Raw genomic sequence first — 14,611 nt, 5'->3', positions numbered from 1 at the left:
TAGATCACAAAACTCTATGCCTGTCTTTTTTTACCCGCCCATTACTGGGGATTCCTCAGCGCTGCCGCCGGGTTATTTAAAATCGCCATGACATTTTTCGACGCTGCCGGAACGCCAGCGGGTTTACTGGGCAAAAGTTTTTACCCAGAGGTGATGCGTTTAGATCCGCGCACCACCAGACCGTGGCTGTTAGGCGTGAAGTCCGGTTTACTGGCAGGTGGAATCGGTATTCTGGTAGCGCTCGCGGTGTTGATTGTGGGTAAGCCACTCATTTCGCTGGTGTTTGGCGTTAAATATCTCGAAGCGTATGACCTGATTCAGGTGATGCTTGGCGCAATTGTTATTTCGATGTTGGGCTTCCCACAGGAGTCATTGCTATTGATGGCGGGTAAACAGCGTGCCTTCCTTGTGGCGCAAACCATCGCTTCTATTGGCTACATTATTTTGCTCTTCGTGTTCTGTCATCTGTTTGGCGTGCTGGGAGCGGCGTTTGCCTATTTCGGTGGGCAATGTCTGGATGTGGCGCTTTCATTAATTCCGACCTTAAAGGCGTTTTTTCAGCGCCATTCATTGCTTTATAACGCAGCCGGAGAGAAATCCTGATGATGAGAAAATATTTCCCGCTTGAGGCGAGCGAGCGTTTATTTATTGCGATTGAAGAAGATGATGTTGTTGATGAGCAGGTGAGTTTGCCATCGACTATCGCTTTACGTTGTTCCACCGAAATCATCCATGATAATTACGCATTATGTCTGCAATTCTGGCTGAATGGCGTTGATCGTCAGGAATTACTTCGTTTAATCCGCAAACAAGCCAAAGGCGATGAGCTGACGACAGATGAGCGCAAACAGTTTAAATACATGCGAGCGCGCTACAAGCATCTGCGTTTTGCCCAAAGGCTGTATTTAAAGAAGCATCAGGCCGGATTTTTATTCGGTAAAACGACGGTTTTTCTGGGGCGTTTCCAGGATGGTTTTCGTAACGGTAAAAAAAATATTGTGTCGTATTACGGCAACCTGTTACGGATTTATTTAAGCTCTCCGCTCTGGTCGTTGGTGAGCTATTCATTACGCCACAGCCAGTTAGAAAGCGTAAGCGGTTTTATTGCCTATCGGCAAAAGCAGATGCATATCCTGAAAGAGATTATTGCAAAACCGCGACTAACCGGCAGGGAATTTCATGATGTGCGAAAAATCATCAGCCAGCAGGTTTCTTATTATGACACTCTAAGATCGCTTGATCCTGAAAATAAAGAAGCGTTACAGATTTCCCGTTTCCTCGCTGCCATTAATGGTCTGATGGGGGATAAACACGACGACATGGTGGCAGATGATATGGAAAACCGCCAGTCGTATGATGCGCCGGTGGCGCTGGATAGCGATATTCGTCAGCGCTTAGAGCTGCTGATTTCGCGTTTTCCGCTATAACCGGAGCAATGATGCCCTCTCGTCTGATTACTGTGCTGATATTTTCACTCTTCTCGTTCGGCGCTACTGCACACAATTTCGTCATCGGAAAACCGGTCATACCTGTTTATATTCAGGACGATGGCGAATTAGTGCTCAAAAATGACGAAATTCACTACCAAAAGTGGAACAGCACACAGCTGGCGGGAAAAGTCCGCATTATTCAGTATATCGCCGGGCGTAAGTCGGCGAAGAAAAAGAACTCACTGTTAATTAAAGCGGTTGAAGCGGCAAACTTTCCGCAGGATCGTTTTCAGCCCACCACCATTGTGAACACCGATGATGCCATCTTTGGTACTGGCTATTTTGTCGTTGGCAAAATCGAAAAAAATAAACGCCGCTATCCGTGGGCGCAATTCGTTATTGACGGCAATGGTCTGGGACGCATTGCCTGGCGCTTGCCGGAGCAGAGTTCAACCATTCTGGTGCTGAATAAAGCCGGGCAAATTCAGTGGGCAAAGGACGGCAGCCTGACGCCGGAAGAGGTTGATCATGTCATTGCGCTGGCGCAGAAGCTGATCAATGAATAAAAACTCAAAGGATTGAGGGCGTTAGTGAGATGAAGCTGGTTGAACACTACATCATGCGTGAGACGCGCCGTCTGGTGCTGATTATCGTTGGTTTTCTGATCTTTATTTTCGCTGGCTACTCCGCACAGCGTTATCTGACCGAAGCGGCAAATGGGACGTTAGCTCTTGATGCTGTGCTGGATATCGTTTTCTACAAGGTGCTGATTGCACTGGAGATGTTGTTACCTGTTGGTCTGTATGTGTCAGTCGGCGTGACGCTCGGGCAGATGTATACCGACTCAGAAATTACCGCTATCTCTGCGGCGGGAGGCAGTCCGGGACGCTTGTACAAAGCTGTTCTTTATCTGGCGATACCGTTAAGCATTTTTGTCACCCTTCTGTCGATGTATGGTTGTCCGTGGGCTTATGCGCAGATATATCAACTGGAGCAACAGTCGCAGTCGGAGCTGGATGTTCGCCAGTTGCGGGCAAAGAAATTTAACACTAACGATAACGGACGAATGATCCTTTCGCAGACGGTTGATTCGGATAATAATCGCCTGACTGACGCGCTGATTTATACTTCTACCGCCAATCGAACCCGCATTTTCCGCGCTCGTTCGGTTGATGTTGTTGACCCATCACCCGAGAAACCGACCGTTATGTTGCATAACGGGACCGCCTATCTTCTTGATCATCAGGGCCGCGACGACAACGAACAGATCTACCGAAATTTGCAATTACACCTGAATCCGCTGGATCAAAGCCCTAACGTCAAACGCAAAGCGAAATCGGTCACGGAGCTGGCGCACTCCGTCTTTCCTGCCGATCATGCCGAACTGCAATGGCGACAAAGTCGTGGTCTGACAGCATTATTGATGGCGCTGCTGGCCATTTCATTAAGTCGGGTAAAACCGCGACAAGGGCGATTTTCAACGTTACTGCCACTGACGCTGCTGTTTGTTGCCATTTTTTATGGCGGCGACGTCTGTCGTACACTGGTGGCTAATGGCGCGATTCCCCTCATTCCTGGTTTGTGGTTAGTGCCCGGACTCATGCTAATGGGTCTGCTGATACTGGCCGCACGCGACTTCTCTTTGCTGCAGAAATTTTCCCGATGAATGTTTTCAGTCGCTATTTAATCCGTCACTTCTTTCTCGGTTTTGCCGCCGCCGCAGGGCTATTGCTGCCGCTTTTTACCACCTTCAACCTGATTAACGAACTGGATGATGTCAGTCCGGGCGGTTATCGTTGGACTCAGGCGGTGCTGGTGGTGCTAATGACCTTACCGCGCACACTGGTCGAACTTTCGCCGTTTATCGCCTTATTGGGGGGAATTGTTGGTCTTGGGCAGCTATCGAAAAACAGTGAGCTTACCGCCATTCGCAGCACGGGGTTTTCTGTCTTCCGTATTGCACTGGTGGCGCTGGTTGCCGGGATATTGTGGACTGTTTCGTTAGGCGCGATAGATGAGTGGGTGGCGTCACCATTGCAGCAACAGGCGCTGCAAATCAAATCGACCGCCACTGCGCTGGGGGAGGACGATGACATTACCGGCAATATGCTGTGGGCCAGGCGCGGCAATGAATTTGTGACGGTGAAATCGCTGAATGAGCAGGGCCAGCCGGTGGGCGTGGAGATATTTCATTATCGCGACGATCTTTCGCTCGAATCCTACATTTATGCACGCAGTGCCAGTATTGAAGACGACAAAACGTGGATCCTGCATGGTGTGAATCATAAAAAATGGCTGAATGGCAAAGAAACGCTGGAAACATCAGATAATCTTGCCTGGCAATCGGCATTTACCAGTATGAATCTTGAAGAGTTATCGATGCCGGGGAATACTTTTTCTGTTCGTCAGCTTAATCATTACATCCATTATTTGCAGGAAACCGGGCAACCCAGCAGCGAATACCGCCTCGCACTGTGGGAAAAACTGGGGCAACCGATCTTAACCCTGGCGATGATTTTGCTGGCTGTGCCGTTTACCTTTAGCGCCCCGCGTTCGCCAGGGATGGGTAGCCGTCTCGCTGTCGGCGTCATCGTTGGCTTACTCACCTGGATCAGCTATCAAATCATGGTCAATCTGGGATTGCTATTTGCGTTGAGCGCACCTGTTACCGCGCTCGGATTACCGGTAGCGTTTGTACTGGTGGCGTTGAGTCTGGTGTATTGGTATGACAGACAACATTAAACCCGCCGTGGTGCAGCACCACGGCGGGCTCACATTACTGCTTCAGAGTAGCAAATGCCTGAATGATGGCGTCGATTTGCTCACGACTGTGGGCAGCGTTTACGCTACAGCGTAGCAGCGTAATGCCTGCAGGCGCGGCAGGTGGCAGAATAAGATTCACATAAACGCCCAGCGAAATAAGCTCGCGCCAGATGCGTAAACCTTCCTCTTTCGAACCGATTATTACCGGCACTACCGGGCTAATATGTGAACTTAACTCATAACCCAGTTTTTGCAGACCGTCATACAGATGGTTGGCGTTATCCATCAGCTTTTGCCGCAGCTCTGGTTGTGTGGCAATAGTTCTTAACGACGAGCGCACGGTCGCAATGCTGGACGGAGAAGGAGAAGCGGTAAAAATATACGGGCGGCTGCCGTAGCGCAGCACTTCCATCGCTTCCGAACCGACAGCAAAACCGCCAATCGAGGCCAGACTTTTACTGAAAGTACCAACGATAATATCCACATCATCTTCAACGCCGACGGCTTCAGCCAGTCCGCGCCCCGTTGCACCTAACACGCCAAACGAATGCGCTTCATCGACAATCAAATAACCACCAAAACGACGTTTGATATCAACAATTTCTGCCAGCGGCGCAACGTCACCGAGCATGCTGTAGATGCCCTCAACGATGATAATCGCCTCTTTCGCCCGTTCACCGAGACGAACCATGCGGCGTTCCAGATCTTTAGCATCGTTATGGCGGAAACGAATAATTTCCGCGCCACCGAGAGAACAGGCGTCATAAATACTGGCGTGGCTGTCGGCATCCAGTAACACCACAGCGTTATGGTCGGCAAGTGCGCTGATGACACCTAAATTAGCGATATAACCGGTTGAAAAAACGATAGCGGTAGGGCGATTGAAAAACTCGGCAATCTCTTTCTCTAACGCCAGATGCGGCGCATAGCTGCCATTAGCCATACGAGAACCGGTGGTGCCGGTGCCTTGTGTCGCTAACGCTGCCTGACCTTCGGCAATGGCATCACGATTAAAGGTTAAACCGAGATAATTATTGGTCCCGGCCAGAATCACTTTTTTATTGCCGATCCGGCCTTCGGTAGCAGAATACACTTCATCAATACCGGTACCAAACGGTGTTAACCCGTTGTCACTAAATTGCAGTCGCTCGCCAGCAAGACGCGCGTATTTATCGTATAGCCCCATTATTTATTCTCCAGCCATGGAAGTAGAGTTTCCATTAATTGCGTAGGGGTTTTGACATCCAGCAGAATATTAATAGGAATGGAAATGTCGAATTTGTCTTCCAGCATCATTAAGAGATCCATCACTTTGATCGACTCCAGGCCAAGATCGTTGACGAGATCGCTGTCGGGCTTAATTTCCACACCGTTTTCGACCAAATCCTGTAAACAGGAAAGGATGTAATCCATTACTATTTTACGATTTACCATAGAAACGTTAACACACCTTTAAACAAGACAATCAAAATAGCCCGTTGCGTAATGCGTGTTCCAGGCTAATCCCGGGAAACCAATTAATATCTTCAGAAATATGGTTATTACTTGCCGACCAGTCGGCATGGGTTAATTCACGTATTTTCGAGCGGGTCAGCATGGGGTCTTTACCTGCCAGACGACTCAACGCCGTAGTGATATCCGCAAGGCAGGTGAGTACCGGCAGAGGAATGCCAACCATTCGCACGGAACCACAACGGGCATCGGCGGCAAGTTGTTGTACGCGATGCCAGTTATAGCCTCCGGCGACGCCATCGCATAATTCATAGGTTTGCGTGTGTACAGTTTCGGCGCTTAACCACTGACCCACAGCTTGCGCGAAATCGGTGACGTGCAGGAAAGAGAGCTGTGTCTCTGGTGTACCCAGTCGTGGCAGCAGGCCGCGCAGCATCCAGTCAAACAGCGGTTTTAACTCTTTATCGCCGGGACCATACACGGCTGTTGGGCGAAAAACGCCCAGGGTAATGTCGTCAGCTATGGCGGTCAGCCGTTGTTCGGCGACATGTTTGGAGTTTGCGTACCAGGAGAGTTCGGGATGGCGCGCCGCGAGTGAAGAGATAAACAGAAAACGTTGGCAAAAGCCGCTCTCTTTTGCCGCGTGCATCAGGCGCAGGCTACCGTCAACGTTACAGCGGGTAAAAATCTCTTCTTTGTGTCCGCGCACTTGCCCGGCGCAATGTACCACCGCGCTGGCTCCGGCAACCAACTCGCTAAGTGAATGTGTATCTTCCAGCGAACCGCGCACCCAGATGAGATTATCATTGACGTGAGCACGGGCAGTACGTGTCAATGCGCGAACGTGAAAGCCCCGGGCGAGCAGGTTATCGATAATATATTTACCGATAAATCCGGTAGCGCCCGTCACCGCGACAGTTTGAATCATGCCTGGGCTCCCTGCACTTGAAGACTGGCAGCATAAGCCTTCTGGTAACGTTTCTTCGCTTCCGCGCGGGCGGGCTTGCCGGAGGATGTTCGGGGAATACTGTGGGGCGGTAGCAGATCGATAGCCGCTGTCACGCCAAATTCGCTTTGGATCCGTGCCGCCAGTGAGTGGATAAGCTGCCCGCGACGTTCTTCGTCGCTAATCCGACACTGGATCTGCAAAATGATTTTTTCCTGGGCGGTAACAAAAGCAATCGCATCGCCAGAATGAATTTCCGGTTCTTGTTCCGCAATGTATTCAATATCTTGTGGCCAGATATTGCGGCCACGAATAATAATCAGATCTTTAATACGCCCGGTGACATACAGATAACCGTCCAGCAGATAACCGAGGTCGCCGGTATCTAACCAGCCCGTCGCTGCGATATCGTCCTGAGAAGTCTGGTCGCCAAAATAGCCGCTCATCAGGCTGGGACCAGAAATGCAAATATGGCCTACCACACGTTCCGCGACCGGCAAACCATCTTCACTCCGGATTTCAATGCTATGTTCTGGCAATGCTTTACCGCAGTTGACGAAAGTCGATATGGCGCGTGTTTCAGCACCCGGCGTGACGGCTTTACCCTGATATTCGAGGATGTCGCGATCCACGTCGTTAACCACAACCCCGGAGGCTTCATCGGAAAAACTGACAGCCAGCGCATTTTCTGCCAGTCCGTAGCACGGCATGAAAGTTTTATTGTCAAAGTTAACCTGACGGAAACATTCAGCGAATTGATGGAGTTGTTCCGCAGAGATAGGCTCTGCGCCAATACCAGCGACTCGCCAGCAGGAAAGATCCAGTTCAGTGAGATCTTTTTCATTCACCCGGCGCTGGCACAATTCATAGCCAAACGGCGGCGCAACGGAAACGGTGCCGCGATTTTTACTGATCAATTTAAGCCATTGCAGAGGACGCATGGCGAAATCCTGAGTGCGTAAATAATCCACTGAAAGCTGCGTGGCGACGGGAGTCAGGAGAAAGCCGACCAGTCCCATATCATGGTAGAAAGGCAGCCAGGAGACGCAGCGGTCGCGAGGGCGTAATTTAATGCCATCGTGGCTTATAGCACGTAGATTAGCCATCACTTCGCGATGGGTGATAATGACGCCACGGGGAAAACGGGTACTGCCGGAGGTGTACTGGAGGTAGGCGATATCGTCAGGAACTGGACGCTTTAGAGCAACCTCGGCTTCCGGTAATGTCTTAAAACAGACGTGGCTTAAAACATGTAATTCGGGGTTATTATGCGTTGCGGCATTGACCAGCGGCAACCACTCATCACCAGTGATAATGGCTGCAGGCTGGCAACTAGCCAGTAAACCTTGCAGTTTAGCGCTCCAGGAGTCCCGCTGACCAACGCCCATTGGAATCGCCAACGGGACGGCGACTAAGCCGGCATACTGGCAGGCAAAAAAAGCCTCTACAAACCCGCTACTCGTTTCGGCCATCAGCGCCACGCGATCGCCTTTTTTCAGGTCCAGCGATAACAACCGCTTCGCACCAGCTTCGGCACGCGCTTTTAACGTTTGATATTCCAGTTGATCTTCAAGTTGGCAACGTCTGTCATAAAAATTCATTCCGGCGCTACTCAGAGCGGCGTAGTCCAAAGCATCAACCAGCGTTGGAAAATCGGCATAACGCATAGGTAGGGAATGCGTAAAGATTTTATTAGACATATACACCACGAAAAAATTGGATATCAAAAATAAAATGACAATAATGCGGTGGATTATATAGGCATAAAAGATAAATGAGATAGTATTTTCATCGGTGCGATATTGAACATTGATTTAAGTAATGGTTTTGGGTTTGTTGTTTTTATTATGAATGATATTTAATTTATGAATATATTAAGAAGAAACCTTGCCCTGTCGTCTTAAATAGACAAAGGCATTGTGGCTCTTCTGTGTTGTCTCTGACCTTATCGTAATCATTAATAAATACTATTTATTTTTCTCTTGTATTCACTGAGTTGATTATTAAGGTGCCGTTCGTTGCTGTTGCAGCCAGTTTTTTACCATTAATTATTTGTTACCCACAGAAATATGGAATGCGATCTGCTGATGATTAAAATTGAAAAAGTAATTAATAAAAGTGACCTTAAGGCCTTTATCGCTTTTCCGTCATCACTTTATCCCGATGATGCAAACTGGATACCTCCTTTGTTCATTGAACGCAGCGAGCATTTGTCTGAGAAGAATCCGGGGACTGACCATATCATCTGGCAGGCGTGGGTGGCAAAAAAAGCGGGGCAGATAGTCGGGCGTATTACCGCGCAAATAGACACCTTACACCGCGAGCGTTACGGCGAAGATACCGGTCATTTCGGCATGATTGACGCCATTGACGATGCGCAGGTTTTTGCCGCTTTGTTTGGCGCAGCGGAAGCATGGTTGAAGTCACAAGGTGTCAGTAAGATCAGCGGGCCTTTCAGCCTGAATATCAATCAGGAAAGCGGATTATTGATTGAAGGTTTTGACACACCACCCTGTGCGATGATGCCACACGGCAAACCGTGGTATGCCGCGCATATTGAACAACTGGGTTATCACAAAGGCATTGATTTACTGGCGTGGTGGATGCAGCGAACCGATCTCACTTTCTCTCCGGCGCTAAAAAAATTGATGGATCAGGTGCGTAAAAAGGTGACTATTCGCTGCATAAATCGCCAGCGGTTTGCCGAAGAGATGCAGATCCTGCGTCAGATTTTCAATTCTGGCTGGCAGCACAACTGGGGATTTGTGCCGTTTACCGAACATGAATTCGCGACCATGGGCGATCAACTTAAGTATCTGGTGCCGGACGATATGATCTACATTGCCGAGATTGATTCTGCACCCTGCGCGTTTATTGTCGGTTTACCTAACATCAACGAGGCAATTGCCGATCTGAACGGCTCTCTCTTTCCCTTAGGCTGGGCAAAATTGCTGTGGCGCTTGAAAGTCAGCGGTGTGCGGACCGCGCGAGTGCCGCTGATGGGCGTGCGGGACGAGTATCAGTTCAGCCGCATCGGCCCGGTGATTGCGCTGTTATTGATTGAAGCTTTACGCGATCCGTTTGCCCGCCGGAAGATCGATGCGCTGGAAATGTCATGGATCCTCGAAACCAATACAGGCATGAATAACATGCTGGAACGTATTGGAGCGGAGCCGTACAAGCGTTACCGATTGTACGAAAAGCAGATTTAACGCCAGCTAATTCTGGTTCATTTCCAGCGGCACTGCCGAGCGAATCAAATGGTGGCCTTCAAGCTCGATATCGTGGAGATTCTTTTTCACGGTCCGCACATGATCGCGTGCGGCGCGCTGGGCGACGTGCGGTAGTCGCTGCAACACCGCGTTGTAGATCCGTGCATGCTGGCGATCGATCTGCTTTTTTTGCTGTGGTCGATGGTAGAGATTATTTACGCTGGCAAACACCGAATTAAACATTAGCTCGGTCAATGATTGCAGCGTAAACACCAGCACCTGATTGTGAGAAGCCTGACAAATGGCGAGATGGAAAGCGTGATCCAGCTGTGCATGTTCGATCAGCGAAATCTCTTTGTTGTTTTCACTAGCGGCGAGCATTTTTTCATAGCAGCGGGTTATCAAGACAAAATCTGCCTGCGTTCCCAGCGTTGCCGCCAGCCTTGCCGATTCGCCCTCCAGCAATGCACGGACATCGAGTAGATCGTACAGAGTTCGCGGCTGCGTGCTGAACAGATGGATCAGCGGACTGGTGTCCTGCACCCGATTAAGCCGTGCGACACGAGAATCGCGACCCTGCGCCGTTTCAATAATCCCGCGCCCGCGCAGCACGGTCAGCCCTTCACGCAGTGCGGAACGTGAGAAGCCGAGCTTTTCACACAGTCGACGTTCTGAGGGAAGCGGCTGTCCGATCTTCAACACGCCGTCGATAATTAACCGTTCGATACTCTCTGCAACCACTTCGCAAATAGGGCGACGTTCATCTTTCATTCCCGGACCTCGTGCACAGGTAGGACCAATTTTTCTGTTCTTAATTTGCAAAACACGCACATCACGTAAGTGATTATGCTACATCAATTTAACATTAAATTAACTAAGACAAGGTCACAGAGCGGGAAAAAAAATGGTCTGACCGGTAGCTAAAGAGATAGACGAAAACGAAAAGCTCGCTTAATAACTGTTCACAGAAGCAGCGCAAAAAAATCAGCTGCCACACAACACAACAAAGCGAACCCTATTCATGAGCATCTTGTACGAAGAGCGTCTTGATGGCGCTTTACCCGATGTCGACCGTACATCGGTACTGATGGCACTGCGTGAGCATGTCCCTGGACTGGAGATCCTACATAGCGATGAGGAGATCACACCTTACGAGTGTGACGGGCTGAGCGCGTATCGCACGCGTCCATTACTGGTTGTTTTGCCAAAGCAGATGGAACAGGTGACGGCGATTCTGGCTGTCTGCCACCGCCTGCGTGTGCCAGTGGTGACCCGTGGCGCAGGCACCGGGCTTTCTGGCGGTGCACTGCCGCTGGAAAAAGGAGTGTTGTTGGTGATGGCGCGCTTTAAAGAGATCCTCGACATTAACCCCGTTGGTCGCCGCGCGCGCGTGCAGCCGGGCGTGCGTAACCTCGCGATCTCCCAGGCCGTTGCGCCGCATAATCTCTATTACGCGCCGGATCCTTCTTCACAAATCGCCTGTTCGATTGGCGGCAATGTGGCGGAAAACGCCGGTGGCGTCCACTGCCTGAAATATGGTCTGACCGTACATAACCTGCTGAAAATTGAAGTGCAAACGCTGGACGGCGAGGCGCTGACGCTGGGATCGGACGCGCTGGATTCGCCAGGTTTTGACCTGCTGGCGCTGTTTACCGGATCGGAAGGTATGCTCGGTGTGACCACCGAAGTGACGGTAAAACTGCTGCCGAAGCCACCCGTGGCGCGGGTTTTGTTAGCCAGCTTTGACTCGGTAGAAAAAGCCGGACTTGCGGTTGGCGACATCATCGCCAATGGCATTATCCCCGGCGGGCTGGAAATGATGGATAACCTGTCGATCCGCGCGGCAGAAGATTTTATTCATGCCGGTTATCCCGTAGACGCCGAAGCGATTTTGTTGTGCGAGCTGGACGGTGTGGAATCTGACGTGCAGGAAGACTGCGAGCGAGTTAACGAAATCTTACTGAAAGCGGGCGCGACTGATGTTCGTCTGGCGCACGATGAAGCTGAGCGCGTACGTTTCTGGGCTGGCCGCAAAAACGCCTTCCCGGCAGTGGGGCGCATTTCCCCTGATTACTACTGTATGGATGGCACCATCCCGCGCCGCGCGCTGCCTGGCGTACTGGAAGGCATTGCCCGTTTATCACAGCAATATGATTTACGCGTCGCCAACGTCTTTCATGCCGGAGACGGCAACATGCACCCGTTAATCCTTTTCGATGCCAACGAACCCGGTGAATTTGCCCGCGCGGAAGAGTTGGGCGGGAAGATCCTCGAACTCTGCGTTGAAGTTGGCGGCAGCATCAGCGGAGAACATGGTATTGGGCGCGAAAAAATCAATCAAATGTGCGCCCAGTTCAACAGCGATGAAATCACGACCTTCCATGCGGTCAAGGCGGCGTTTGACCCTGATGGCTTGCTGAACCCAGGAAAAAATATCCCCACACTGCACCGCTGCGCTGAATTTGGTGCCATGCATGTGCATCACGGTCATTTACCTTTTCCTGAACTGGAGCGTTTCTGATGCTACGTGAGTGTGATTACAGCCAGGCACTACTGGAGCAGGTGAATCAGGCGATTAGCGATAAAACGCCGCTGGTGATTCAGGGAAGCAATAGCAAAGCCTTTTTAGGTCGCCCTGTCACCGGGCATACGCTGGATGTGCGTTGCCATCGCGGCATTGTTAATTACGACCCGACTGAGCTGGTGATTACCGCGCGTGCCGGAACACCGCTGGTGGCGATTGAAGCGGCGCTGGAGAGCGCCGGGCAAATGCTCCCCTGCGAGCCGCCGCATTATGGTGAAGAAGCCACCTGGGGCGGGATGGTCGCCTGCGGGCTGGCGGGACCGCGTCGCCCGTGGAGCGGTTCGGTCCGCGATTTTGTCCTCGGTACGCGCATGATAACCGGCACTGGAAAACATCTGCGTTTTGGTGGTGAAGTGATGAAAAACGTTGCCGGATACGATCTCTCACGGTTAATGGTCGGAAGCTACGGCTGTCTTGGCGTGCTCACTGAAATCTCGATGAAAGTGTTACCGCGACCGCGCGCCACCTTGAGTCTGCGTCGGGAAATCAGCCTGCAAGAAGCCATGAGTGAAATCGCCCAGTGGCAACTCCAGCCGCTACCCATTAGTGGCTTATGTTACTTCGACAGTGCGTTGTGGATCCGCCTTGAAGGCGGTGAAGGATCGGTGAAAGCGGCGCGTGAACTGTTGGGGGGTGAAGAGGTTGCGGGTCAGTTCTGGCAGCAATTGCGTGAACAACAACTGCCATTCTTTTCATTACCGGGCACTTTATGGCGCATTTCCTTACCCAGCGATGCGCCGATGATGGATTTACCCGGCGAGCAACTGATCGACTGGGGCGGGGCGTTACGCTGGCTGAAATCGACAGCTGATGACAATCAAATCCACCGCATCGCCTGCAACGCTGGCGGTCATGCGACCCGCTTTAGTGCCGGAGATGGTGGCTTTGCCCCGCTATCGGCTCCTTTATTCCGCTACCACCAGCAGCTTAAACAGCAGCTCGACCCTTGCGGCGTGTTTAACCCCGGTCGCATGTACGCGGAACTTTAAGGAGCAGACTATGCAAACCCGGTTAACCGAAGAGATGCGTCAGAACGCGCGGGTGCTGGAAGCCGACAATATCCTGCGCGCCTGTGTTCACTGCGGGTTTTGTACCGCAACCTGCCCAACTTATCAGCTTTTAGGCGACGAACTGGATGGGCCGCGCGGGCGCATCTATCTGATTAAACAGGTGCTGGAAGGCAACGAAGTCACACTTAAAACACAGGAGCATCTCGATCGCTGTCTCACTTGCCGTAATTGTGAAACTACCTGTCCTTCAGGTGTGCGCTATCACAATTTGCTGGATATCGGGCGTGATATTGTCGAGCAGAAAGTGAAACGCCCACTGCCGGAGCGAATGCTGCGCGAGGGATTGCGCCAGGTCGTGCCGCGTCCGGCGGTTTTCCGTGCGCTGACGCAGGTAGGTCTGGTGCTGCGACCGTTTTTGCCGGAACAGGTCAGAGCAAAACTGCCTGCCGAAACGGTGAAAGCTAAACCGCGTCCACCGCTGCGCCATAAGCGCCAGGTTTTAATGCTGGAAGGTTGCGCCCAACCTACGCTTTCGCCCAACACCAACGCGGCAACTGCGCGGGTGCTGGATCGTCTGGGGATCAGCGTCATGCCTGCTAACGAAGCTGGCTGTTGTGGCGCGGTGGACTATCATCTTAATGCGCAAGAGAAAGGGTTAGCGCGGGCGCGAAATAACATTGATGCCTGGTGGCCCGCGATTGAAGCAGGTGCCGAGGCAATTTTGCAAACCGCCAGCGGTTGCGGCGCGTTTGTCAAAGAGTATGGGCAGATGCTGAAAAACGATGCGTTGTATGCCGATAAAGCGCGTCAGATTAGTGAACTGGCGGTCGATTTAGTCGAACTTCTGCGCGGGGAACCGCTGGAAAAACTGGCAATTCGCGGCGATAAAAAACTGGCTTTCCACTGCCCGTGTACCCTACAACATGCGCAAAAGCTGAACGGCGAAGTGGAAAAAGTGTTACTTCGTCTTGGATTTACCTTAACGGACGTTCCCGACAGCCATCTGTGCTGCGGTTCGGCGGGAACATATGCGTTAACGCATCCCGATCTGGCGCGCCAGCTGCGGGATAACAAAATGAATGCGCTGGAAAGCGGCAAACCGGAAATGATCGTCACCGCCAACATTGGCTGCCAGACGCATCTGGCGAGCGCCGGTCGTACCTCTGTGCGTCACTGGATTGAAATTGTAGAACAAGCCCTTGAAAAGGAATAAC

Annotated in this window: 13 protein-coding genes and 1 pseudogene; 9 read left to right on the top strand and 5 right to left on the bottom strand. The window is 51.4% G+C overall.

Annotated elements, in window-relative coordinates; all coding sequences use genetic code 11:
* Positions 1–60: 60 nt before the first annotated feature.
* The 5 genes and pseudogenes from A7090_RS17010 to lptG form a co-directional block, all read left to right on the top strand.
* Positions 61–603: pseudogene (locus A7090_RS17010) on the top strand (lipopolysaccharide biosynthesis protein); the annotation flags it as partial.
* Complete coding sequence (locus tag A7090_RS17005) at positions 603–1,427, top strand: hypothetical protein (protein ID WP_105274916.1); 825 nt, start codon at positions 603–605, stop codon at positions 1,425–1,427. The pseudogene A7090_RS17010 and the gene A7090_RS17005, both read left to right, overlap by 1 nt.
* 11 nt (positions 1,428–1,438) lie before the next feature.
* Complete coding sequence (locus A7090_RS17000; protein WP_105274915.1) at positions 1,439–1,996, top strand: YtfJ family protein; 558 nt, start codon at positions 1,439–1,441, stop codon at positions 1,994–1,996.
* A gap of 29 nt (positions 1,997–2,025) precedes the next feature.
* Positions 2,026–3,096, top strand: coding sequence for an LPS export ABC transporter permease LptF (gene lptF, locus A7090_RS16995; protein ID WP_105274914.1), 1,071 nt, complete (start codon positions 2,026–2,028; stop codon positions 3,094–3,096).
* Positions 3,093–4,172 (top strand): LPS export ABC transporter permease LptG, encoded by a 1,080-nt coding sequence (gene lptG, locus A7090_RS16990; protein ID WP_105274913.1) that lies wholly within the window; start codon positions 3,093–3,095, stop codon positions 4,170–4,172. The genes lptF and lptG overlap by 4 nt, the downstream gene beginning before the upstream one ends.
* A gap of 34 nt (positions 4,173–4,206) precedes the next feature.
* Here the strand turns inward: lptG and spt are convergent, their stop codons facing one another.
* The 4 genes from spt to A7090_RS16970 are packed head-to-tail and all read right to left on the bottom strand — an operon-like array spanning position 4,207 to position 8,258.
* Positions 4,207–5,379: a serine palmitoyltransferase gene (gene spt, locus A7090_RS16985; protein ID WP_105274912.1), complete on the bottom strand. Its 1,173-nt coding sequence runs from the start codon at positions 5,377–5,379 to the stop codon at positions 4,207–4,209.
* The gene (locus A7090_RS16980) at positions 5,379–5,627 is read right to left on the bottom strand and encodes an acyl carrier protein (RefSeq protein WP_105274911.1); all 249 of its coding nucleotides are present in this window, start codon (positions 5,625–5,627) and stop codon (positions 5,379–5,381) included. The genes spt and A7090_RS16980 overlap by 1 nt, the downstream gene beginning before the upstream one ends.
* A 31-nt stretch (positions 5,628–5,658) precedes the next feature.
* Positions 5,659–6,573, bottom strand: a complete 915-nt coding sequence (locus A7090_RS16975; RefSeq protein WP_105274910.1) for an NAD-dependent epimerase/dehydratase family protein — start codon at positions 6,571–6,573, stop codon at positions 5,659–5,661.
* Positions 6,570–8,258, bottom strand: a complete 1,689-nt coding sequence (locus A7090_RS16970; RefSeq protein ID WP_240246038.1) for a fatty acyl-AMP ligase — start codon at positions 8,256–8,258, stop codon at positions 6,570–6,572. Before A7090_RS16970 ends, A7090_RS16975 begins: the two co-directional genes overlap by 4 nt.
* A gap of 402 nt (positions 8,259–8,660) precedes the next feature.
* Between A7090_RS16970 and yghO the strand changes: the two genes are divergently transcribed.
* Complete coding sequence (yghO, locus tag A7090_RS16965) at positions 8,661–9,803, top strand: protein YghO (protein WP_105274918.1); 1,143 nt, start codon at positions 8,661–8,663, stop codon at positions 9,801–9,803.
* A 6-nt stretch (positions 9,804–9,809) separates the two neighbouring features.
* Here yghO and glcC read toward each other — a convergent pair whose 3' ends face one another.
* On the bottom strand, positions 9,810–10,574 hold the full coding sequence (gene glcC, locus A7090_RS16960; protein ID WP_105274908.1) for a transcriptional regulator GlcC: 765 nt from the start codon (positions 10,572–10,574) through the stop codon (positions 9,810–9,812).
* A 250-nt stretch (positions 10,575–10,824) separates the two neighbouring features.
* Between glcC and glcD the strand changes: the two genes are divergently transcribed.
* The 3 genes from glcD to glcF are packed head-to-tail and all read left to right on the top strand — an operon-like array spanning position 10,825 to position 14,610.
* Positions 10,825–12,324 (top strand): glycolate oxidase subunit GlcD, encoded by a 1,500-nt coding sequence (gene glcD / locus A7090_RS16955; protein ID WP_105274907.1) that lies wholly within the window; start codon positions 10,825–10,827, stop codon positions 12,322–12,324.
* Entirely contained in the window at positions 12,324–13,376 is a 1,053-nt protein-coding gene (glcE, locus tag A7090_RS16950; RefSeq protein WP_105274906.1) for a glycolate oxidase subunit GlcE, read from the top strand. The genes glcD and glcE overlap by 1 nt, the downstream gene beginning before the upstream one ends.
* Positions 13,377–13,386: 10 nt before the next feature.
* A complete protein-coding gene (gene glcF, locus A7090_RS16945) occupies positions 13,387–14,610 on the top strand; it encodes a glycolate oxidase subunit GlcF (RefSeq protein WP_105274905.1) in 1,224 nt (407 codons plus the stop codon).
* Position 14,611 lies beyond the last annotated feature (1 nt).

The sequence above is a fragment of the Escherichia sp. MOD1-EC7003 genome (assembly GCF_002965065.1).
Taxonomy (GTDB): domain Bacteria; phylum Pseudomonadota; class Gammaproteobacteria; order Enterobacterales; family Enterobacteriaceae; genus Escherichia.
This window is presented reverse-complemented; position numbering and strand designations above follow the sequence as displayed.

Excerpts from the sequence above, each read along its gene's own strand:
- A7090_RS17005 (WP_105274916.1), top strand. The coding sequence starts at position 603 with ATGATGAGAAAATATTTCCCGCTTGAGGCGAGCGAGCGTTTATTTATT.
- A7090_RS17000 (WP_105274915.1), top strand. The coding sequence starts at position 1,439 with ATGCCCTCTCGTCTGATTACTGTGCTGATATTTTCACTCTTCTCGTTC.
- lptF (WP_105274914.1), top strand. The coding sequence starts at position 2,026 with ATGAAGCTGGTTGAACACTACATCATGCGTGAGACGCGCCGTCTGGTG.
- lptG (WP_105274913.1), top strand. The coding sequence starts at position 3,093 with ATGAATGTTTTCAGTCGCTATTTAATCCGTCACTTCTTTCTCGGTTTT.
- spt (WP_105274912.1), bottom strand. The coding sequence starts at position 5,379 with ATGGGGCTATACGATAAATACGCGCGTCTTGCTGGCGAGCGACTGCAA.
- A7090_RS16980 (WP_105274911.1), bottom strand. The coding sequence starts at position 5,627 with ATGGTAAATCGTAAAATAGTAATGGATTACATCCTTTCCTGTTTACAG.
- A7090_RS16975 (WP_105274910.1), bottom strand. The coding sequence starts at position 6,573 with ATGATTCAAACTGTCGCGGTGACGGGCGCTACCGGATTTATCGGTAAA.
- A7090_RS16970 (WP_240246038.1), bottom strand. The coding sequence starts at position 8,258 with ATGCGTTATGCCGATTTTCCAACGCTGGTTGATGCTTTGGACTACGCC.
- yghO (WP_105274918.1), top strand. The coding sequence starts at position 8,661 with ATGGAATGCGATCTGCTGATGATTAAAATTGAAAAAGTAATTAATAAA.
- glcC (WP_105274908.1), bottom strand. The coding sequence starts at position 10,574 with ATGAAAGATGAACGTCGCCCTATTTGCGAAGTGGTTGCAGAGAGTATC.
- glcD (WP_105274907.1), top strand. The coding sequence starts at position 10,825 with ATGAGCATCTTGTACGAAGAGCGTCTTGATGGCGCTTTACCCGATGTC.
- glcE (WP_105274906.1), top strand. The coding sequence starts at position 12,324 with ATGCTACGTGAGTGTGATTACAGCCAGGCACTACTGGAGCAGGTGAAT.
- glcF (WP_105274905.1), top strand. The coding sequence starts at position 13,387 with ATGCAAACCCGGTTAACCGAAGAGATGCGTCAGAACGCGCGGGTGCTG.